19 protein-coding genes are annotated in these 21,714 nt (G+C 61.0%); 10 read left to right on the plus strand and 9 right to left on the minus strand.

Annotated features, from left to right (window positions below):
* Positions 1-4: 4 nt before the first annotated feature.
* The 8 genes from EO156_RS24295 to EO156_RS04185 all read right to left on the minus strand — a co-directional run bounded on the left by EO156_RS24295 (position 5) and on the right by EO156_RS04185 (position 7,040).
* Positions 5-211: an MCP four helix bundle domain-containing protein gene (locus EO156_RS24295; RefSeq protein ID WP_230577938.1), complete on the minus strand. Its 207-nt coding sequence runs from the start codon at positions 209-211 to the stop codon at positions 5-7.
* 239 nt (positions 212-450) lie between these two features.
* Positions 451-2,457 carry a chemotaxis protein CheA gene (locus EO156_RS04155; protein WP_011051221.1) on the minus strand — a complete coding sequence of 669 codons (2,007 nt, stop codon included), beginning with the start codon at positions 2,455-2,457 and terminating at the stop codon, positions 451-453.
* Between the two features lie 33 nt (positions 2,458-2,490).
* Complete coding sequence (locus EO156_RS04160) at positions 2,491-2,856, minus strand: response regulator (RefSeq protein WP_002806565.1); 366 nt, start codon at positions 2,854-2,856, stop codon at positions 2,491-2,493.
* Positions 2,853-3,161, minus strand: a complete 309-nt coding sequence (locus EO156_RS04165) for an STAS domain-containing protein (RefSeq protein WP_003489692.1) — start codon at positions 3,159-3,161, stop codon at positions 2,853-2,855. The genes EO156_RS04160 and EO156_RS04165 overlap by 4 nt, the downstream gene beginning before the upstream one ends.
* A gap of 102 nt (positions 3,162-3,263) precedes the next feature.
* Positions 3,264-4,538, minus strand: coding sequence for a chemotaxis protein CheW (locus EO156_RS04170; RefSeq protein ID WP_029828941.1), 1,275 nt, complete (start codon positions 4,536-4,538; stop codon positions 3,264-3,266).
* Complete coding sequence (locus EO156_RS04175; RefSeq protein WP_003489696.1) at positions 4,535-5,317, minus strand: ParA family protein; 783 nt, start codon at positions 5,315-5,317, stop codon at positions 4,535-4,537. The genes EO156_RS04170 and EO156_RS04175 overlap by 4 nt, the downstream gene beginning before the upstream one ends.
* 1 nt (position 5,318) lies before the next feature.
* Entirely contained in the window at positions 5,319-6,293 is a 975-nt protein-coding gene (gene motD, locus EO156_RS04180; protein WP_005931860.1) for a flagellar motor protein MotD, read from the minus strand.
* 6 nt (positions 6,294-6,299) lie between these two features.
* Positions 6,300-7,040 carry a flagellar motor protein gene (locus EO156_RS04185; RefSeq protein WP_005914940.1) on the minus strand — a complete coding sequence of 247 codons (741 nt, stop codon included), beginning with the start codon at positions 7,038-7,040 and terminating at the stop codon, positions 6,300-6,302.
* Positions 7,041-8,244: 1,204 nt separating this feature from the next.
* Between EO156_RS04185 and EO156_RS04195 the strand changes: the two genes are divergently transcribed.
* From EO156_RS04195 to EO156_RS04235, 8 genes are all read left to right on the plus strand, one after another.
* Positions 8,245-11,400, plus strand: a complete 3,156-nt coding sequence (locus EO156_RS04195; protein WP_029828944.1) for a TonB-dependent receptor — start codon at positions 8,245-8,247, stop codon at positions 11,398-11,400.
* Positions 11,401-11,741: 341 nt separating this feature from the next.
* On the plus strand, positions 11,742-12,329 hold the full coding sequence (locus EO156_RS04200; protein ID WP_016850743.1) for a hypothetical protein: 588 nt from the start codon (positions 11,742-11,744) through the stop codon (positions 12,327-12,329).
* A gap of 77 nt (positions 12,330-12,406) precedes the next feature.
* On the plus strand, positions 12,407-12,871 hold the full coding sequence (locus tag EO156_RS04205; RefSeq protein ID WP_076056962.1) for a hypothetical protein: 465 nt from the start codon (positions 12,407-12,409) through the stop codon (positions 12,869-12,871).
* A gap of 62 nt (positions 12,872-12,933) precedes the next feature.
* Positions 12,934-13,836 carry a hypothetical protein gene (locus EO156_RS04210; RefSeq protein WP_124944752.1) on the plus strand — a complete coding sequence of 301 codons (903 nt, stop codon included), beginning with the start codon at positions 12,934-12,936 and terminating at the stop codon, positions 13,834-13,836.
* A gap of 622 nt (positions 13,837-14,458) precedes the next feature.
* Positions 14,459-14,683: a hypothetical protein gene (locus tag EO156_RS24300; protein ID WP_241239502.1), complete on the plus strand. Its 225-nt coding sequence runs from the start codon at positions 14,459-14,461 to the stop codon at positions 14,681-14,683.
* A complete protein-coding gene (locus EO156_RS04225) occupies positions 14,680-15,096 on the plus strand; it encodes a SymE family type I addiction module toxin (protein WP_029828947.1) in 417 nt (138 codons plus the stop codon). The genes EO156_RS24300 and EO156_RS04225 overlap by 4 nt, the downstream gene beginning before the upstream one ends.
* Before the next feature lie 190 nt (positions 15,097-15,286).
* Complete coding sequence (locus EO156_RS04230) at positions 15,287-15,820, plus strand: hypothetical protein (RefSeq protein WP_230577936.1); 534 nt, start codon at positions 15,287-15,289, stop codon at positions 15,818-15,820.
* Positions 15,821-15,834: 14 nt separating this feature from the next.
* Positions 15,835-17,313 carry an XVIPCD domain-containing protein gene (locus EO156_RS04235; RefSeq protein ID WP_026007263.1) on the plus strand — a complete coding sequence of 493 codons (1,479 nt, stop codon included), beginning with the start codon at positions 15,835-15,837 and terminating at the stop codon, positions 17,311-17,313.
* A gap of 438 nt (positions 17,314-17,751) precedes the next feature.
* Here the strand turns inward: EO156_RS04235 and EO156_RS23880 are convergent, their stop codons facing one another.
* Positions 17,752-18,390 (minus strand): hypothetical protein, encoded by a 639-nt coding sequence (locus tag EO156_RS23880; protein WP_161632294.1) that lies wholly within the window; start codon positions 18,388-18,390, stop codon positions 17,752-17,754.
* A 262-nt stretch (positions 18,391-18,652) separates the two neighbouring features.
* Between EO156_RS23880 and xopAG the strand changes: the two genes are divergently transcribed.
* Complete coding sequence (gene xopAG / locus EO156_RS04245; RefSeq protein WP_197687824.1) at positions 18,653-20,191, plus strand: XopAG/AvrGf1 family type III secretion system effector; 1,539 nt, start codon at positions 18,653-18,655, stop codon at positions 20,189-20,191.
* An 806-nt stretch (positions 20,192-20,997) separates the two neighbouring features.
* On the plus strand, positions 20,998-21,624 hold the full coding sequence (locus EO156_RS04255; protein ID WP_080671026.1) for a DUF4238 domain-containing protein: 627 nt from the start codon (positions 20,998-21,000) through the stop codon (positions 21,622-21,624).
* Positions 21,625-21,714 lie beyond the last annotated feature (90 nt).

The raw sequence follows: 21,714 nt of genomic DNA on the forward strand, positions 1-21,714 counted from the left end.
GTTCCTAGGTGCGGAATTCGCCGAGCAATGCGCGCATTTCGCTCAGTTGCTGCACGGCCGGTGCCCACACGGTGCCGATCTCGCGCAACAGATGCGCGCTCGATTGCATGCGCGCAAGCGCAAACCCGCCCAGGCTCAGGGTGATCAATGCGGTAAATGAAAACGCCACGGCCAACTTGCGGGCGACGGCAAGATTGCGGAACCAGTTCATCGTGTCTTCCCGTATTGCAGAGACGACTGGCCTCGTGGCGCCCGCCAGCAGGTAGGCAAAGACGTGGCGAAGTCGACAGATCCGGACAAAGGGCCAGAATCTACCGTCGGTCGTGTCGGGACGGACGGGTGTTGCTGATGCCGGCAGTCCCCATACTGCCGGCGATCGCTCCAGCAACCATCGTGCGTCGATGGCGTGGCGGAGTCTTGCGCCGCGGCATCCACGCCGCGGCGACTGCATTACGCGGCTTGCGGCACCTTGAGCGAGCGCACCAGACCGCCGATGTCCACGATCAGCGAAACCCGCCCATCGCCGAGGATGGTGGCGCCGGAAACGCCCGGAATGCGCCGGTAATTGTTCTCGATGTTCTTGACCACCACCTGCTGCTGGCCGAGCAACTCGTCCACTTCCAGCGCGATCTTCTGGCCGTCGCCTTCGACCACCACCACCAGCGATTCCTTGGAGGACTGCTGCCCGCCGAAGCCGTAGTAGTTGGTGAGCGAGAGGATCGGCAGATATTCGCCACGCACCCGCAGTACCCGACCGTCGCCGGCCATCGCGCGGACGTCTTCTGGTGCCGGCTGCAGGGCTTCGAGCACGTAGGACAGCGGCAGGATCAGGGTTTCGCCGGCGACCGACACGGTCATGCCGTCCAGGATGGCCAGGGTCAGCGGCAGACGGATCAACACGCGGGTGCCGCTGCCGGCATTGCTTTCCAGCTGCACTTCGCCACCCAGGCCCTGGATGTTGCGGCGGACCACGTCCATGCCCACGCCACGACCGGACAGGTCGGTCACCGCATCGGCGGTGGAGAAGCCCGGTGCGAAGATCAAGTCCCACACCTGCGCATCGGTCGGGTTGTCCGGCACGGCGATGCCGCGCTCGGCCGCTTTTTCCAGGATCTTGGCGCGATTGAGGCCACGGCCGTCGTCGCTGACTTCGATCACGATGTGGCCGCCCTGGTGCGAGGCCGCCAGGGTAATCGTGCCGGTTTCGTCCTTGCCGGAGGCGCGGCGCGCATCGGGCATTTCCAGGCCATGGTCGATCGAGTTGCGCACCAGGTGCACCAACGGATCGGCAATCTTCTCGATCAACCCCTTGTCCAACTCGGTACTTTCGCCAATGGTGCGCAGGCGCACCTGCTTGCCGAGGCGGCTGGAGAGGTCGCGCACCAGGCGCGGGAAGCGGCGGAACACCGCATCGACGGGCAGCATGCGCACGCCGATGACCGCTTCCTGCAGATCGCGGGTATTGCGTTCGAGCAGATCCAGGCCGGCGAACAGTTGTTCGGCATGCGCCGGGTCCAGACCGGTGGAGACCTGCTTGAGCATGGCCTGGGTAATCACCAGCTCGCCGACCAGGTTGATCAATGCATCGACCTTGTCGACGCTGACGCGGATCGAGCTTTCAGCTTCGGCAGCGGCGGCCTTGGCCGGTGTCGCCGCGGCGGCAGGTTCGGCAACGGCACTCGGTGCGGCAGCGACCGCTGCAACCGGTGCGGCACCCGGAGCGTCCACGGCCAGGCTCGGCGGCGGGCCGGGCACCGCCATTGGGCGGATGTCCAGCTCGCAATCGTCCACCACCCAGGCGAAGGTGTCTTCGATCTTGCTGCGCGGAATCTTGCCGATCAGGCCCAGGTCCCACGCCAGATACGCTTCCAGCGGGTCGATGTTCTCAAAGCCCGGCATGCGCTCCAGACGCGCGGCGATCTGCAGCGGGCCCAGGTGTTCGAGCTCGCGGATGATGCGCAACGGGTCGTTGCCGCTCATGAACAGCGACGGCGCCGGGGTGAAACCGATGTGCCAGGCTTCGGGTTCTTCTTCCTTCGGCTTGGCGACCGCCGCGGCCGCCGGCGCTTCGCCAGCAAGCACGGCATTCAACCGGGTGTGCACGGCCTTGACCGCAGCCGGGTCGGCCGGGGTGCCGTGTTCGGCTTCGCGCAACAGGGCGCGCAGCACGTCGACCGAACCAAGCATGGCATCGACCGCATTGGGTTCGAGCTGGCGCTTGTTGGAGCGCAGCTCGTCCAGCAGCGTCTCCAGCACGTGGGTCAGGCCGGCGACGGCGTCGAAGCCGAAGGTGGCGGCGCCGCCCTTGATCGAGTGCGCGGCGCGGAACACCGAGTTGATGATTTCCGGGTCGCGGTTGCCTTCTTCAAGCGACAGCAGCCCAGCCTCCATCGCGTCGAGCCCTTCACGGCTTTCCTCGAAAAAGGTGGCGTGGAAACGTTGCAGGTCCATGCTCATGGGCGTGAAATCCGAAGCTGAAGCGAGAAGGGTTTAACCGAGAACTTTCTGGACGGTGGCGATCAGCTGTTCTGGATTGAACGGCTTGACCAGCCAACCGGTGGCGCCGGCGGCCTTGCCTTCGGATTTCTTGTCGGCCGCCGACTCGGTGGTGAGCATGAGCATGGGGGTGAACTTGTAGTCCGGCAGCTGGCGCAACTCGCGGATCAGCGAGATGCCGTCCATGTTGGGCATGTTCACGTCGGTGACCACCGCATTGAAGCGCTGGCCCTTCGCGCGGCCCAGCGCAACGGCGCCGTCTTCGGCTTCTTCGACGGCAAAGCCGGCAGAGGTGAGGGCGAAAGAGACCATCTGGCGCATCGACGCCGAATCGTCCACCACCAAGATACGTGCGCTCATGCGGCGTTCTCCACAGATTTCAGGTTGTCATTGGATGCCGGGAGTCCGAGCGCGTCGGTGACGCCGAGCAGACGCGCTGCATCCCTAAAAGTGTCGTTGCAGCCATCGAATTCGGTGTGCAGGCCGGCCTGGCGGCGGCTTTGCACAAAGGCGCAGAGCAACTGCACGCTGGCGGTGTGGATGCGCCGGACTTCACCGGCGTCAAGCACCAGGTCGCCGTCCTGGGTGAGGAATCCGGCAAGCTTTTGCTTGAGGTCGGCGCTGGTCTCGATGCCGAGATCCTCACCCAATGTCACTGTGCTCATTGTTGCTCCGAACGGATGGTTCTATGCGTACTAACGGCGGGGGGCGGAAAAGCTTTAACGGTGAATCGTCGTGCGTGCAGGTGCGGGCAAGCTAGGCGCGCATCAATGCAGCAGATGGGTGGCATCGAGCAGGATCATCGGCTGATGGCCCAGACGTGCGACACCGCGGAACAGGTTGTTGTAGATGCGGCACAGGCGCGCGTTGTCCGGCGGCTCGATCTGCTGATCGGTGAGGCTGGTGACGTCTTCCACGGCCGACACGCGCAGGCCCATGGTTTCGCCGTTTTCTTCCAGGACCACCACGCGGGTCTGCAGATCCATGTCCACCGGCGAGGAGCCCAGGTGGATGCCCAGATCGATCACCGGGACCACCTGGCCGCGCAGGTTCATGATGCCGAGCATGGCGCTGGGCGTGCCGCGCAGCGGCAGCAGCGGCACCGGCAACACCACTTCCTGCACCTTGAGCAATTCCAGCGCATAGGTCTGTTCGCCGCAGCGCAGACGCAGCCAGCGGGTGCTGCGTTCGCTGGCGCGGCGTTCGGCGTGAATCTTGTCGGCCTGGCCAGGCGCCAGCAGTGCCTGCAGCCCGGTCGGTGCCGGAGCGCGTGCCGGCGCGGGTGCTGCACGCGGGGGCAGGGTGGGCGCGAGGACCGGGGCTGGTGCGGGCGCCGCGACCGGTGCAGCCTCCAGCCCGAAGGCGGGGTCGGCATCCATTTCTGCCAGCAGATCTGCGGTGATCAGGTCCACTGCGGTGGGTGCGGCTCCGAACGCCGGGTCGGCATCCATTTCGGCCAGAAAGTCGGCGGCGATGTCGGCAGCGCTGGGCGCGGCGTTGACCGGCGGAGCGAACGCCGGGTCGGCATCCATTTCTGCCAGAAAGTCGGCGGCGATGTCGGCAGCGCTGGGTGCGGCCTTGACCGGCGGAGCGAATGCCGGGTCGGCATCCATTTCTGCCAGAAAGTCGGCGGCGATGTCGGCGGCGCTGGGTGCGGCCTTGACCGGCGGAGCGAATGCAGGGTCGGCATCCATTTCTGCCAGAAAGTCGGCGGCGATGTCGGCAGCGCTGGGCGCGGCCTTGACCGGGGGGGCGAATGCCGGGTCGGCGTCCATTTCTGCTAGGAAATCGGCGGCGATCGCATCGGCGCTACGCACCGCGGCAATCGCGTTGGAGGTGGCAGCCTCGGAGACGGTGGCGGCTTCGGGAAGTGCGGCCGTCTGGACCGGCGGCTCGGCCAGCGCGAGATCGGCATCCGCAATTGGCGGCGTATCGACAGTCGCTGCGGTGGCCGCGGGCGGGGCGACGATCTCCACGCCCGCATCGTGCAGCAGGCCTTCCAGATAATCGTCCAATTCACCGTTGGCGGTGGAGTTGCTCATGCGGCTTGCTCCATACGCATCGCGTCATCGGCCAGCACCCATTCCAGCGCGCGGCGATACGCGGACAGACCGCGGCCCTGATAGTCGCCGCCAACGGCAGGCACGGTCAGGGCGGCGGCGTTGCAGATTCGGGTATCCACCGGCACCGCGTCTTCCCAGACGACCGGGCCGTAGGTGGCCTGCATTTCCTTCAGCGTTTCGGTGCCGGCGCGGGTGCGGCGGTCGAACAGCGTGGGCAGGATCGACACCGGCAGCTCGCGGCGACGCGAACGCTGCACCATGTCGGCGGTGCGCACCATGCTGGCCAGGCCATGCAGGGCAAGCGGCTCGGCCTGGGTCGGCACTACGACACGGTCGCAGGCGGCCAGAGCGTTGATCATCAGCAGGCCCAGGGTCGGCGGGCAGTCCAGCAGGATGTAATCGTGCTGGCCGGCATGCCGGGTCATGGCGTTCTGCAGCGCCAGGCCCAGGCCGGGCTGGTTGGCGCTGCGACGTTCCAGCGTGGCCAATGCGGCTTGCGCGCATACGTACGACAGGCCTGGGATGCTGCTTTCATGCGCCAGGCTGGCCAGGTCGCTCGGCGGGGTGCCGAACAGGTCCAGCACCCCGCGCGGCGGCGGGTCGATCGCCACGCCGAAGGCGCGGGTGAGCGAGGAGTGCGGATCGAGGTCGATCAACAAGACGCGGTGGCCGAGCGCGGCCAGGCCGCGACCCAATGCCAGCGTCGTGGTGGTCTTGCCGACGCCGCCCTTTTGGTTGGCGATTGCCCAGATACGCATGTCACTGCACTCCTTGAATTACGGCGGGGACGGAACTTGTGCCGCTTTCGGTGGTGACGGCCGTTTGGCCGCCGTCAGACTTGGGAAGCTTGGGCGCCCCGGCGGCGGTCGCATTTAATTGCGATGGCGGATCGGGTGCGAGTGAGCCAGCCGAGTCAGCGAGGATGATCAACACCACACGCCGGTTCGCATTCCGTCCCGCCTCAGTGCTGTTATCGGCACGTGCGCGGAATTCTCCATAGCCCACCATCGCCAATCGTTGCGGGGCGATGCCGTCGTCGGCGAACAGGTGCACCACGCTGGCCGCACGCGCCGCCGACAGCTCCCAGTTGGAGGGAAATTGCGCGGTGGCGATCGGCTGGTTATCGGTATAACCCTCCACGCGCACGCCATTGGGCGCCTCGCGCAGCACCGAGGCCAGCGTGGACAACGTCCCGCGGGCGCGGCCGGCCAGGGTGGCCGAGCCGGTGCCGAACAGGATGTCGCTGTTGATCTCCACCTCGATCCACAGATCGTTGCGGCGGATGGTGATGAGTTGCTTGTCGATCAGCGGGGCCAGCGTCTTGCTCAGCTGCTGCTCCACTGCATCCATCTGCCGCTGTGCGCGCGCCAGTTGCGCCTGGTTGCGCAGCGACACCGGCATGCGCATCTGCGCGGCCATCGACGGCAGCAGGGTAGGGTCGGTCGGGCCATTGGAGGCCGCCATCGGCGCCCCGGCCTTGATCACGGATGGGCGGTCGTAATCGGCGCCCAGGCTCTGGGTCTTGCCCAGCTGCACCGGGCTGGCCTTGTTCGACGAGCCACCGAAGGCGCTGGTCAGCGCCTGCGCCATGACCTTGTATTTGCCTTCGTTGAGCGAAGAGATGGCGTACATCACCACGAAGAACGCCAGCAGCAGCGTCATCAGATCGGCATACGGAATCGCCCACGCTTCGTGGTTGCCATGTTCTTCGTGGTGTTTGCGACGACGGGCCATAACGAGCTAATGCAAGTAGCCTGCCAATTTCGATTCGATGTTGCGCGGGTTCTCGCCCTGGGCGATCGCGATCAGGCCTTCGATCGCCATTTCGCGCTCGTTGGTGCTGCAATGGATCACGCTCTTGAGCTTGGCAGCAACCGGCAGGAACAGCAGGTTAGCCGAGGCGATACCGTAGATGGTGGCGGTGAATGCCGCCGCGATGCCGTGCCCGAGCATGGCCGGATCGGCCAGGTTCTTCATCACCGCCATCAGGCCCAGCACCGCGCCGATGATGCCCAGCGTGGGCGCATAGATGCCCATGCCCTCGAATACCTTGGCCGCGGCAAGATCCTGGCGCTCCTGGTTGTCCACTTCGATCTCGAGCATGTTGCGCATGGCTTCCGGTTCCACGCCATCGACCAGCATCTGCAGACCTTTGCGCAGGAAGGCATCGTCCTGACGCGGCAATTGGTCTTCCAGGCCCAGCAGGCCTTGGCGACGGGCGATATTGCTCCACTCGACGATACGCGCCACCAGTTGCGGGCGATCGCTGGCCGGCGGCTGGATCACCCAGCGCAGGATCTTGAACGCGCGCCGGAAAACCGCCGGCGAGGTGTGCAGCAGGATCGCGGCCACCGTGCCGACGATGACGATCACGAAGGCAGCCGGCGACCACAGCGACGAAATGCCGGCACCTTTCAACACGCTGCCGCCTACGATCGCCACGATCGCCAGCACCAGTCCGATTACGCTGAGTCTGTCCATGCATGCGGTATCGGCCCAGGCCCGGCGGACTTGATAGGTGCGCCCGGTTGGCGCGCCAGAAAGTTGTCGTTCTGGGGAATGGGTCTGCGAATTGTCGACTGCGCCGAGAGCGGGAGCGCGGCCGCGGACCGGTTCCTCGGCTCGACAGACATCCTGTCCGACTCGCCGTTGCAGCACATTCCCGTGCCGCTCTCCGCCGATCTTCGGCCACGCTGCTGCCTGGGCACGTTACTAATGTGATTTCGAGGAGTCCTGAGTCCGGCGCGGAACTAAAGCCCCTCTCCCGCCGGGAGAGGGGTTGGGGGTGAGGGTACGTCCAGGCGCGGACTGTTAATTGCGGCTTCGGTGGGCGGCACCACCGCGCCCGGGAATCGGCTCTTCGGCGCGGCAGACATCCTGTCTGACGCGCCGTCGCGGCACATCCGTGTGCCGCTCTCCGCCAATTCCCGGCCACGCTGGTGCCTCGGCACGTTGTTGGTGTGATTTCGAGGAGTCTTTGGTTTGGTGACGTTAGGGAGTGGATGCGGATCCCTCGCGCCATTACGTTGCACATCATGTATTGCGTCTGACGTACCACGCGCGTCCACAGCATCGTGCACGGCGCGCGCGCGATCACTGCCGATACCGCTCTCGCGCGCCACTTCGGTGGCGACGCTGCATCGTGGCTGGCGCGCAGGCGACCGACGACCTGAAAACCTTGCCCGCCCACAGCGAAATCGAAACCAACATGCAGCCGCGCGTAACGGCGTAGGGTGCCGGCGGTCCTTGGGGCAGCCGACAAAACGCGTGCACAGCTGTCAGTTGGGTGCTGCGACTCGGAGTCGCCAATCACCACGCGGTTGCTGCGGTTCTCTCGCTGAGCTCGGTTGCAAATAACGGGGAGTGTGCAAGCGCTTCGGTAAACCGCTTGCGCCCGGTTGCGGGCGAGGGCGTTTTGCGGGCGGCCATCGAGCTGCTGCTGCCGCCAGCCTGTACCGTGCCGCGCGCAAGCGTGGCGAGCCCGACCGCTCGTGGTGACGCTTGCAAGCCGCTGGCCTGCTGCGCGGCAGAATGCGCTGGCGCATGGGCTGTGCTACTTAGCTTTCCACTGCATTAGAACGATCTAATCGCATCCGCGCAGGAGGGAGAGAAGGTAAGGGAAGCCGAGCGCCGCAACGGTGCCGGATATTTTTGCGTTACGTCGCGCGGCGTTCTGGTCCGATAGTTGGATCGATACAAAGCCGCCGAGGCCGATCACCATTGGGAGAGCACGATCGAAATGAACTGCACGCCATTCGCACGCAACCGCAGCACGCTGTACGCCGGTATCGCCATCGCCTTGTTCGCGAGCGCCGCCTCTACCTCCGCCGCCGCCCAGCAGGCCGACGGCACGCCGGCGCCCACGGACCAGGCCGCGGTGCAGGCCACGGACCTGGACGCGGTGACGGTGACCGGCTACCGCTACGCGATCGAGAAGAGCCTGGAGCAAAAGCGCAACGCCAACGCCGTGGTCGATGTGATCACCGCCGAGGACGTGGGCAAGTTCCCCGACAAGAACGTGGCCGATGCGCTGCAGCGCGTGCCCGGCGTGGTCATCAGCCGCGACGGCGGCGAAGGCAAGAACGTCAGCGTGCGGGGCCTGTCCTCGGAGCTGGTGCTGACCGAATTGAACGGCAACTACATCGCCACCGCCGAGTCCAACGGCGACCCGACGCGCTCGTTCAACTACACGCTGCTGCCGTCCAACCTGCTCGGCAGCGCGGAGCTGTACAAGACCCCGGAAGCGCGCATCGACGAAGGCGGCATCGGCGGCACGGTGATCCTGCAGACGCGGCGCCCGCTGGAACTGGAGCCACATTCCGGCTTCGTCTCCGCCGAGGGCACCTGGTCGGATACCAGCAAGAAGACCGACGGCCAGTTCTCCGGCTCCTACTCGTGGCACGACAAGGACAACCGCTTCGGTGTCTTCGTTGGCTACACGCAGCAGAAGCGCACCGCGCGCACGCTCGATGCCAGTACCGAGAGTTGGCAGTGGTACGGCCGCGACGAAGGCGGCCCGGCGGTCGACGTCAACGGAAATCGGTCGGACTTCAACGCCAACTGGTGGGGCGGCACCGGTTTCTGGAACCAGGACGGCAATTACTACACCGGTTTCATGATGCCGACGGCGGTCAGCCTGGAGGCCAAACGCGAGGAGCGCGAGCGCAAGGGCGGGCAACTGACCTTGCAGTTCAAGCCCACCGACGACCTGACCCTGACCGCCAACTACTTCCGCTTCGACCTGTCGCAGGACTCGCAGACCAATACCATCAAGATTCCCGAGTGGAACATTGCGCGCTACTTCGGCGACGGCAACTGGCGTGGCGGGCGCCTGCTCGACCGGCTGCGGTTCGATCCCAGCGGCACGATCGTCACTGGCGCCGCCTACAGCCTGCGTCCGGGCAAGACCTACTATTGCAGCGAGGCGCAGGCCGCCGCGGCCGGCCTGCCGCCGGGCGGCTGGGGCTCGGACGACTGCACGGTGCCGACGCCGCAGATCACCGGCAGCTACAACATCGAAAAATCGCAGTCGCAGACGGTGGACCTGGGCGGCGAATGGCGTGGCGAGCAGGTCGACGTGGCGTTCAAGGCCGGCCGCACCTGGGCCAAGGGCGGGCCGGAGCTGCAGTTTTCCCTGCCGATCAAGCCGCGCCTGCAGAACGCTGACGGCAGCTGGACCAACGGCAACTTCGTCAGCGCCTGGGACCTGACCGGCACCCCAAGCATGACCTTCTCGCCGGAGCTGATGCAGAACCTGCGCGATGGCATCCTGCAGGTCGACCTGGGCTCGACCGGTTCGTCCTGGACCCGCAACACCAACCAGCAGCAGTACGCGCAGATCGATACCACCTGGCATTTCGACGGCGAGGTCGTCGACTCGCTGCAGTTCGGCCTCAAGCGTCGCGACGGCGGCATCCACCGCAATACCGGCAACAACTACTGGGTGTGCCCAGGCACCGACCCGAGCGACTACGACAACCGCTACTGGAACGGGCGCTGCAATGCCATCGCCACGCAGTTCTCCCCGGGCCTGCTGTTCGCGCAGGACAACCTGGCCGGTGGCGTCAACGCCAGCGCGTTCCCGGCGATCAACTTTCCTGGCTACATCGGCTACTTGAACCAAACCTACGGCGCGATGCAGACCCGCAGCGAAAACAACTTCGTCTACAACGTCGACGAGGAGATCTATTCCACCTACCTGCAGCTCAACTTCCACACCGAGCGGTTGCGGGGCAACGTCGGCGTGCGGGTGGCGCGCACCGGGCAGCGTGCCGATTCCACCGACAAGGTGACCGCCTACAACGACTATTTCTTCGACGGCGCCGACGGCAATCCGCTGGCCTGCCAGCAGGGCGCCGCCACGCCCGGCGGCGCGCCGGCCGACACCTATTGCGGGACCGAAGGCTATTGGCGTTTGTCCGACAGCGTGCAACGCACCGAGTCGTTCGTGGTCAGCGGGCTGGACCGCAACTACACCGACGTGCTGCCGAGTTTCAACCTGGCCTACGACCTGACCGAGAACCTGCTGCTGCGCGCGGCGGCCTCGAAAGTGATCGCACGCCCCAGCTACAACGACATCGCCGCGCCTGGCAGCCTGGAGTTCTACAGCCCCGAGTACGTGGCCGACCGGCGCCTGACCGGCGGTGCCAGCGAGCAGGGCTGGTACGGCTCGGGCAGCAACAAGAACCTGGAGCCGTACAAGGCCAACCAGTTCGACCTGGGGCTGGAATGGTATTTCCACCCGGGCTCGGTGGCAGGTGTGGGACTGTTCCGCAAGAACGTGGAGAACTTTGCGGTCGACGTGATCAGCGACGTGAACATGATGGTCGACGGGCAACCGGTCACCGTGCAGAACTACAGCACCCAGGCCGGCGGCCAGGACGCGGTCTCGCAGGGCGTGGAGCTCTACGCGCAGCACACGCTGCCATTTGGCCTCGGTGTGCAGTTCAACTACACCTACAACGATGCCAGCAAGGCGGCGGTGCGGCTGGAGGACGGCACCGAGGCCGGCAAGACCGCCATGCCGGGCAGCGCCAAAAACCAGACCAACCTCACCGTGTTCTACGAGACCGACAGCCTGCTGCTGCGCGCCTCGTACAACCGTCGCGGCGAGCTGGTGCAGGGCCTGGTCAACGGGTTGAACGTCTTTGAGGAGCCGTACTACCAGATCGATGTCAACGCGGCCTACAACATCACCCCCGCGCTCAGCCTCACCGCCTCGGTGCTGAACCTGACCAAGCAGGAGTCCCGCTCGCACCTGGGCGAGGACACCCGCGCCCGCTTCTACACCGGCGGCTACGCAGGGCGTCTGGCGTACCTGGGGCTGACCTACAAGTTCTAGATCCCAGCGTGTCGCGCCCATGCCTGCCGCGTGGCGGTATGGGCGCGATGGTAAAGAAGTGAACCTGGAACCGTTATTCTGGAACCATTATTTTGGTCGTGCACCACAGGATCTCATCGCATGACGTTTTCCCTGCTGCGAACGCTTGCCCTGTCCCTGTTGCTGGCCACGCCGAGGCTAGCCGCACCGCGGCCAAACCGTCGAGCGATGCGGCGATCTAGTTGGGCCTTGCTGAAAGGAGTGGACCTGGAACCGTTATTTCGGAATCGTTGTTTCGTCCAAGCCGATACCGCTTCGCGGCGCGGCTTAACTCAGGTGTTAGCCTTCATGGGGAGAGGCGCGTGAACCCGGCAACGATCATCACCGGCGCTCTGCTATCGCAAGTGCTACTAGCAGTCATCATGTTCGTGGCGGCCAGCATCCTTCACGCTCATTTGCCAAGACATGGCCGCCTGCGGGGCGAGCCGGTACGAGCGCAGTACACATGGCTGATCCTCATACTTTTGCTGGTGTCGGTCACTACCTTGGTGTTTACCCACTCTCTTTCGAGCTTCTGGGTTGGGCTGTTTCAGAACACGAGCTTCTCTGGCATACCGGATAAGCACGCCACTCTTCTTGTGTTCTTGATCAATATAGGCATCACTACACTTCTCGTCGCAACAACAGGTGGCAGCGCGGAAAGTCCGTTCCAGCCGATATTCTTCCTAATTCCCACGTTAGCTTTGTTGCTATTTGAGTCCTCGTTTCGCGTTGTAATCTATGCAGCTATGGTGAGTGTTTCTTTCACCTTTTTGCTGGCCATGCCAGATTTTGGTAGTGAGGGAAGCCGCGGTTCACGCCGGGCGTACGGCTTCGTGTCTATCGCATCGCTTGCCCTTGCGGTGCTTATCGGACTCCTTACGCGCATCTGCCCGGTAGGCGTGTGCTGAAGGCTAACAATTCGTTCAAGCCGACGCCGCTTCGCGGTTCGGCTTAAATCAGGAGTTAGGTACGTTCGGAGGCAGCATTGGAGCACAACCTCGAAAGGCTAAAAGCGCATATCCTTCCGCTTTCGCAGTCGGATAGATTCGATGTGGCTCGTACTGAGTGGGATCTAGTTGGCGTTGAGATCACTGAAGACTTCGATCGCTGCCCTTGTGGGCAAGAGATCAAAGAGCACTGCTACATCACAAATCGCATCACAGGCGAATCAACTTACGTTGGTAACGTCTGCATCAATCGGTTCCTCGGTATCTCTACAGGAACGCTGTTTGACGGGCTCAAGCGAATAGCAAACGATCCTCATGCTAATGCAAACCTTGACGTGATTCGCCACGGATTGAAGCTTGGCTTCATCTACGAATCTGAGTACGACTTCCTAGTATCAACTCGCCTAAAAAGAAATCTCTCGCCTAGGCAGCTCGAATGGAAGCGCAAGATTAATCGTCGCATTACGCAACAGATCGTGGTGCGTCGTCGCACACGCACCTAACAATTAACTCAAGCTGACGCCGTTTCGCGGCGCGGCTTAACTCAGGCTTTAGCGCTCACGTCATGCCAATCGGTATTTGCCGTCTCTGCCAGCGAGAATCCGAACTGCAGCTCAGCCACGTGGTCCCCGCGTTCGTATTTCGATGGCTACGGGAATCATCGGGCAACAGCCATATGCGGAGCACTGAAGCCCCGAACCGCCGTGTTCAAGACGGCCCGCAAAGGCACTGGCTCTGTTTGGAATGCGAGGGCCGACTTGGTCGCTCTGAGGCCGCATTCGCAACCGGTTTGTTTCATCCTTATCTTGCGCGTTCAGGCGAGCGTTTTCGCTACGGTCCGTGGCTACTGCGCTTTTGCGTATCAGTGTCGTGGCGAAACCTGCTCATTCAACTAGATCACCTTGAAGAACATAACTTCACGGCGAGCGAGCGCAATTGGGTTGAAAGCGCTGAGCGAACGTGGCGACAGTACTTACTCGAAGAAATTCCCCACCCAAGCGAATACCGGCAGTTTATCCTCCCCCTCGATCGAATCGAGAGCAACCGCACAGATCTACCTCCAAATATCAATCGTTATTTGATGCGCGCCATCGATATAGATCTCTGCCATGGCGAGAGAACACTCTTTACCTACAGTAAGATTGGCAGGTTCGTCATCATCGGCTTCATAAACGAGCCTAATCAGGCGCGATGGGTCGGTGGTCGTGTAAACGCAAACGAAGGCACGGTTGAGCCGCGGCACTACACTTTGCCCGCGCCTTTCGGAACCTATCTAATGGGCAAGGCAACACGAGTGCGAGAATCAATGCAGGGCATCTCTCCAAGACAGGCAGAGAGAATTGAGCGAGCGTTCCGGGCCAACGCAGGCCGTATCGTAGGCACTGACTTCTTTGAAGCAGTGAAAGCGGACGTTGAAATGTTTGGGTCGGAAGCGTTCAGCAGTCGGGGTCCTGAGAGTGAGCGATAACAATTCGTCCAAACCGATGCCGCTTCGCGGGGCGGCTTAACTTATTTAGTCCTCATATGAATCGTGGACGTATTCAATCTAAAGGCGGTGGCTTGAATGAATCAAGCCTTGGGCGCAACTTAAACCATGACTGGCATGTGTTGCTATCAGCATGTCGCATCAACTTGATGCAATGCCCAGCAACACTGAGGAGGCCTTAAGAGCTGCCGGCCAATAGGGTCAGGTGCACTTATCAGGCGACGGTGCTCGGCTTGCGTGGCCCGTATGGAACTGCGCCAGCGGCGCACACAGCCGCCCGAGACCCGCCAGCGTGTGTTGACACGCCAGACCGTGTACTTGCAATCTAGTCCCAAGGAGCGTCGAAACTCCTCTAGTAGCGGTACCCACCTCCGTCAAACCGGTGGGTTTTTTGTGCCTGCATCCCGCAGGTACAAGCCGACGCAATGCCTGTGTCGGGAGGGCGGCTAATACAACACCCGCAAGGGGAATACGCCCGCCGGCTACTAGCGGTTTCGAACCTCCCGACATCCCGTCGCCGTTGGCGGCGGTTCTTGTGTTGTTCCAGGAGGGCGTTGCCATGTCTACCGCACCATGCATTCCGGCATCTGTGCCGGTTGATCTGTTGCCAGCTTCCGCTTACCGCCTGCCGTGGGATATGGGCGGTGTGCTGCGCCGGCTCGACGCAAGCACAGCTATTGAGCAGGCGAGAGACCATACTGCGCATCCGCTGAGTCGCCAGCTCGGTGTATTGCCGCACACCTCGCGCCGCCTGTCGGCACGCAGGGCTGTGCCATTGCAGCAGTACGTCGCTGCAACCATCACCCGCCATCACCCGGAGGCGCTATGACACGCCGCCGCCCACCTACGGCATCTGCCAGCGCACGGCCTATCCGCACGCGTGCGCGCCCCGCCCCGTCCAAGCGGGTGCAGTGGGTCGTTGTGGAACCCGACCGCACCAAGCTGCCGCCGATGCTGCCGCCCGACCCGGATTCCTCCCCGCAAGGCCCCGGCACGCTACGCGCACCCCGCCGCGCCCGCCGCCCGCGCCAATGCACCGTCAGCTACACCCATTACCCCGGCGCCCACGACCACGCCGGCGACCAGCACGTGCCCCACGTCCGCCTCAGCGGCCTATGGCTGGAACAACTGGGCTTTGCCATCGGCACCAAGCTGCGCATCACCGCCAGCGAAGGGCAACTGCTGATGGAGGTGTTGCCGCCGGTGGAGGTGCCGGCCAAGGCGCGCAGCGTGCGGCGATGATGGTGCGGGTGACAGAGACCTGCGATTGACCTCAGTGCCGCATGCCACTAGCGTCGCAGCGACATCAGCGCACTAAGGACGCTTCATGATCGCGCGCCCCCTCTACGCCTTGCTCGCCACCCTCGCTCTGGGCGCATGCGCCCACACGGCGGCCACCCCAGCCCCGGCAACCGTCACGGAGACATCTGCCATGAGTTCCTCAGCCGAATCCAAAGTCACTCCCGCTGGCGGTGAACCCAGTGGGCCGATACGAACGGCAGAGGATGCGCTCACCCGCATGCTTGCATTGATTCAAGCTATTGATGGACTGGACGATCTGACACCTGACTACCTGCAGTCTAAGATGGGGGTTCCGGTGACGCATGCGGCAGCTGATCCCAAGCGTTATGGCGCCAGTGCTCCGCTTACCAGTGAGTGGGGTTACAGCTTTGGCATGGACCAGACGCCTACTGCGGGGCGTTGGTTCGAGTTCACTTTTATTCCAGCGCAAGCGGGCGCTTCCCCGTCAATGACGGAGATCTGCGGGATCGATTTCGAGACGTTTACGAAGAAGCTGGAAAACATCGGGTTTGTACGTCAACGGAACATGGTGGAAGACGGGCGATGGATGAGTGACTTCTTCAGCCGCCCAGGCATGCGCGTGGAAGTGTTTCCACGAGGCGAGGCCGATGCACCGCAGGACCGGGTGGAGCACCACTGCGTTGAATGGGTCTACATTCGTTAATCCAAGGAACGGTCATGCCATTGAGTCCACAGGCACAAGCCATTGTTGATGACTTCGGGCGCCAGCCAGGCGTCACCCCCGAACATGTCACCAATCTACAGGGTATGCTTGCCGCATCGCCGGTTCTGCTTGACCAATTCAATGATGCGGTTGCCAAGCAACGCGTACTCAGTCTAAAGCCGCTGACTGATCCGAATGCAGGCGGAACGTTCACGCCAGGTGAGCATTCCATCCGGCTACCGCTGTCCAGGCTTTCCAATGGGCCTGGCGGAAAGTTGCTTGATTCCGGTGACATGACGTTTGTGCTGGGGCATGAACTACAGCACGCCATGTACAGCCCAACCGCAGCTGCTTCCCGTAAGGCGTTCGAAACCGCGGCGGTGCAGATAGCCAAGACCACGCACGATTATTCGGACGCAGCGGACAAGGTTTTATCAAGCAACCATGTAGATGAAGCAAGCGCAGAAATTGCAGGCTGGAATGCAACCGTCAGCAGGGTAAAGCAAGCGAAGCCGGATGCCTCCCTGGAAGATATCTTTCGGGAAGCACCCGGCCGTATGCACGACTTCATTGATCGAACCGGCGGAATGCCGCAATTCAATTACGCGCTCAAGTCCAACCTTACCTTGAACGCAGATATGACGATGCCCGTCACTCCTGCCAACGTCGAGGCAATGGGTGCAAACTTCTTCGACAAGGACGCCAAGAGCACTCGCATCGGCTATACGGGTCAGTCCGACTACGCCAATCACTATGGCCCGTGGGTAGTCGGAACAGCTGCCATCTACGAGCGCCATTACAACAAGCAAAAGCCCGGAGAGCCGGAACCGCCGATGATTCTGGATATGCGACGTCTGGGCTTGAAAGAAGAAATACTCGAGCGCAATGGTATTGATCTGGGCAGCAATACTCGCCCGATGCCTTACCTGGATAGCAGCACCCAGCCACCGACGCCGGGCCTGTTTCAGCACAGCAAGAACACTCATCTGCATGTCTCGCCGATTTCTGCACAAGAGCTGGAGCAGGAGCTCCGTGCACGTGAATCCCAATCGCAGGGGACCTCAGCTCAGCGTCTTCCGTCAGATCCAGGCCATGCGGATCACCCGCTATACCAGCAGATCAGAGACGGGGTGCAAAAGCTCGATAGCGCACATGGCAGGCAGTGGGATGCATCGAGTGAGCGCATGACCGCCAGCCTGCTTGCGCTAGCTAAAGAGGAGGGGTTGTCGCGGGTGGACCATGTGGTGCTCAACAACCCAACGGCTCAGCTGGCGGGCGGCGAGAAGGTCTTCGTCGTGCAGGGCGCCCTCAACGACCCGGCTCACCAGCGTGCCCATATGTCGACCATGGACGCCGTGCAGACACCAGAGTCCCAGTCGTTCGATCGCCTGCAGGCAATCAACCAGACTCAGGCCCAGGTGCGCGAACAGCAGCAGGCGCTGGAGCAGTCCCAGCAAGCCGTCAGCCAGGCTGGTCCGTCGATGACGCGCTGAGTGTTTCGCAACGAGATAACGAGGTCCAAATAACGGTTCCAGGTTCACTTCCACGGCAGCCTGACCGTCGCCAAACCATCGCGCCCATGCCTGCGCGCGTAGCGGCGTAGGTTCGCCATCGGCACCAAGCTGCGCATCACCGCGAGCGAAGCCAGTTGTTGATGGAGGTGTTGCCGCCGGTGGAGGTGCCGGCCAAGCCGCGCAGCGTGCGGCGATGATGGTGCGGCTGCCAGACCCCTGCGATTGACCTCGGTGCCGGATGCCACTAGCGTCGCAGCCACACCAGCGCACTCCGGACGCTTCATGATCGCGCGTCCCTCTACGCCTTGCTCGCCACCTTTGCCCTGGGCGCATGCGCCCACATAGCGGCCACCCCAGCCGCGGCAACCGTCACGGAGACATCTGCCATGAATTCATCCAGCCCTACCACTTTGCCGCCTAATCAAGCCCAGTGCGGAAAGCTTGCTTGGTCAGCTGCTTTTGTTGATCAAGGGCAGCCAGAACATCTCCGACTTCACTCCCGAGCGTCTGAATTCCACGATGGGGCAGGCGGTTCAGTTCGTGAAAGGCGACGAGCGCAGATATCGGGCCTTCGGCCCGCTCACTAAGGATTGGAGTTATGGATTTGGAGTCGATGAAACCAAGCTTGATGGCAGATGGTTCGAATTCCGCTTCGATCGCAATGTGGCCGGTGCATCGCCTCCGATGACCGAAATTTGTCGCCTGGACTTTGATCGCTTTACCCAGCAGCTTGAACAGATGGGGTTTGCGCGTGAGCGCAACATCGTCGAAGACGGCCGCTGGATGAGTGATTTCTTTACGAGGAAATAACGGTTCCAGGTTCACTTCCACGGGATAACGGTTCCAGGTTAAGTTCCACGGCAGCATGGCCTTCGCCAAACCATCGTGACCATGCCCGCGCGCGTAGCGGCGTAGATCGGCAGCGATGCTGGTAGTGAAACGACAACGGCCGCAGTACGCGGCCGTTGTCGTTAGATCAGGCAGCCAGGATCGCAGCCCGTGCAATGCAAAAAGGCAATTGATCAGCCGTTTGGCGAAAGGTCGGGAATCTCCCACGTCAATGCTTCGTCGTCCCAAACATGCCTTCGGTTAGGCGATGCGAATCGGAGTGTTCCGCGCCAAACTACTTCTGCACCCTACACGGGCGGCAAGCTGCCTGCCGACACGCTCCTTAATCAGTTGAGGCTTGCCAGATATGGGTACAACTAAGTGATAAGTAATAAGTGATAATTTCCAGATGTTTGGCTAAATTTATATTCTTGTACTAATTCACGCCGATACTCCTATTCATATTAATTCAAAGATTGAGGTGCTAGTGATGCGTGTGGCTAAAAAAAATGTGGAACCCGTTGTGTCACTGCTAGTGAATCAGTCCAGCAAAAGTGCCACCACTTCGGCCCAAACGATAGGTGGAGCGAATGGTTCAAATGAAATCTTCTCAGGACTGGCATCTTTTCCAAAGAATGCAAATCGCACATCATCCAGCAGGAACAATCCGCGAGGATTGGCAGGTATTGCAAAGACTGCCATGAAGTATATTGCAGGAGCTGCCGGTGCTGCTTATGTCTACGACAACACCGCCAATCGATTCTTTCTTTCGACAACGTCGCTGCATGATGGTAAGCAAGGATTTACCAGTGACGCTCGCCTGCAGGAAGCGGAGAAAAAGGCAGAGGCTAATTATGCCGAATATCATGCGCATGGATGCCCTGAAAACGAGGTGGCGCGCACTTCATTATGGCCAAAGCTTGTTGGAGAAAATTCTTTCGTCACGATGTTGGATTTTCGCTCGGCTACCAAGGTTCACACGAAAGAATTAATCAACACTAAGGAAGCTCGTGATTCTATTGCGCTGAATATATCATGCATTCTTGGTGAGCGCATAAAGCCCGCCCTACTCACCAAGTATGGAGTCGTTCAAACTCCCGTTGATTTCGATATAACCAAGGAGGGTGATTTTGAAGTTAAAAACAAATATTCGCTTTCAGGCGTTCCAAACCACGACAGCGGCTCCTACGGTTATGCATCGCGATCTATTTCCAACCCTTTTATTGAGAAGGGCGAAAAACATCACGCCCAAGCAATCACCAGTGACCGGGCGTTGACACCCAAAGCATGCATCGTCGGATTGCAGCCACTGCTGGAAAATTCCGAATCACTTACCTCGGAAGCCCAGTTCCGGGCCGGCCAGGCACTGCTGATTCTTAGGCCATTGTACTGCAGCCCGAAAACCTGGGGTGACGCTCACAAGGTACTGATGCCATTTCTCGAGGAAAAAGGCTTAGCTTCCTCCCATGAAAATAAGCGTCTTGGTGAAACTAGGCCATTTAATCGCAATGATATGGAAAAAGGAGTTGCCCGGCGTAATACAAGCGTCGCTGGGCCGCTTCTCCATGAGCTTAACATGGCGATACACAAATCGATTTATAAAAAAGACGAAGACTCGATGAACGATCTTAGGTCTAAAAAATTAAGAGAGATGAAGTATATACCAATTTCTCATTTTAAAGTGAGTGATGATTGCTCCGGTTTCGAGGATTCTTCCGGCTTGGCTGATTCGTTTACCGGATACAACGTGTCGGCGTATATCAATCATGCGCGCCTATTAAGTGGCGAAGATAGACTTTCTAAGCAAGACGTTGTTGCCATAGTTGGATGCCTGAACGCCGTTTACGACAACGCCAGTAGCGAGCGTCACACACTCAGAGAAATTGCGCATGGGTGTTTTGTCGGAGCTGGCTACACAGTGGAGGACGCTGAAGCTTTTTACAAAGACGTATGCAAGAATTCCGCACGGGAGTTTTATGGCGGAGAAGCGCTTAGGGAAGCTCTGAACAACTCCTCGATAGACTTCTGATCGACGCCTGAGGTTGGAGCCATCACGCGTAAGTGATTGATTTTCAGCAACGGAGATTGTCGTGATCAAGCGAAATCCCAAGTTCGCTCGCAACGCCAAGAGTTGTTCAGAGGTTCCTTAGAGTGGCCAAGAGCAACTTAAGGAGTGATACGCCCAGGGTTCCGTAGACACTCAAGACCCTCGTTGCGCGTAGCGCCGTTCAAACTCGACAGGTGACAGGTCGCTGGTTGAACCCGTGCATGTCACGCTAGTTCTGGCCTGTCTCACGCGGCGGGAGTAACGGTTCCAGGTTCAGTTCCACGGCAGCATGGCCGTCGCCAAACCATCGCGCCCATGCCTGCGCGCTTGGCGGCGTAGATCGGTAGCGCTGTGGGTAGTGAAACGACAACGGCCGCAGTACGCCGCCGCTATCGTTAGATCAGGCAGCCAGGATCGTCTTGACGATTCCCGATTCCCGATTCCCCAAACTCACTGATCGCTGGAGCGCAATCCGTCCACGTCCAGGATGAGTGCCATGCGGCCGTCGCCGATCAGGGTGGCGCCGGCTTAGCCGGGGAGGCCGCAAAGGGCGTGGGGGTAGGGGTTTTGATCACGAAGGAAGTGAATCTGGAACCGTTACTTGATCGAACCGTTACTTGCCCCATTGTTGACGGGGCCAAAGCGCCAGCACTTCTTACCCCGCTTTTACTTGAAGGGTTTCACTAGGGACGATCAATTGTTGTCGGTATACGACCGCACTACAGGCGAGGTGCGCAGACAATCGCCCGATAATACTGCGGTAACCGGACACCTTTACACGCTGACTGATGATCAGGGGCGCAAGCGCTTTGAGTTGGAGGGCGACGCTAGCCGCTATTGAAGGCGACGCTTCTAATCACCTGCCAACTCTCATAGAAGGGTCGCCACTATCGGAAGAAGCACGTCTAGCTCTGTCTTATTTTTTTGCGGCTATGGCAGTACGAACTCCGGATTTTATCCAAAGCATTCAGCGCGCCAATGGCCAACTACTCAAGCGCGTTTCGCAAATCATGCTTAGCACTCCCGAGCAGGCTATGAAAGCACTGAGAGCTAAACCGGCTAACTTCGAAAAAAGTGATGCTGAGCTCTTCGATGAGGCGCTCAGGCTTGTGGACTTCATGAAGGAAGACCAATTTGAAGTGATCACAGCCCATAGCGAGGCAGTTCTCACCGCCCTTCCGCTAGCCGACACCGTCGCGCCTACCTTCTTCCTGCGCGGTTGGACCATACTTGAAGCCCCACTTGGAAGTTCGTTTGTAACAACGGACGCAGCAATGATGCTGACATCGCTAGCTAGGCGCCCTCATAGGTTTGGACTAGGGCACGGGTCGCCTGATGCACTGACGCTCCTGCCACTCTCCAGTGGATATGCGATAGCCACGTTTGGAATGGGTGATACGCCCAGGGTTCCGTAGACACTCAAGACCCTCGTTGCGCGTAGCGCCGTTCAAACTCTACAGGGGACAGGTCGCCAGTTGAACCATGACGGCGTTGTGGGTTGTAGA

It is taken from the genome of Xanthomonas sp. DAR33341 (genome assembly GCF_003992815.1).
Taxonomy (GTDB): Bacteria; Pseudomonadota; Gammaproteobacteria; order Xanthomonadales; family Xanthomonadaceae; genus Xanthomonas; species Xanthomonas cissicola.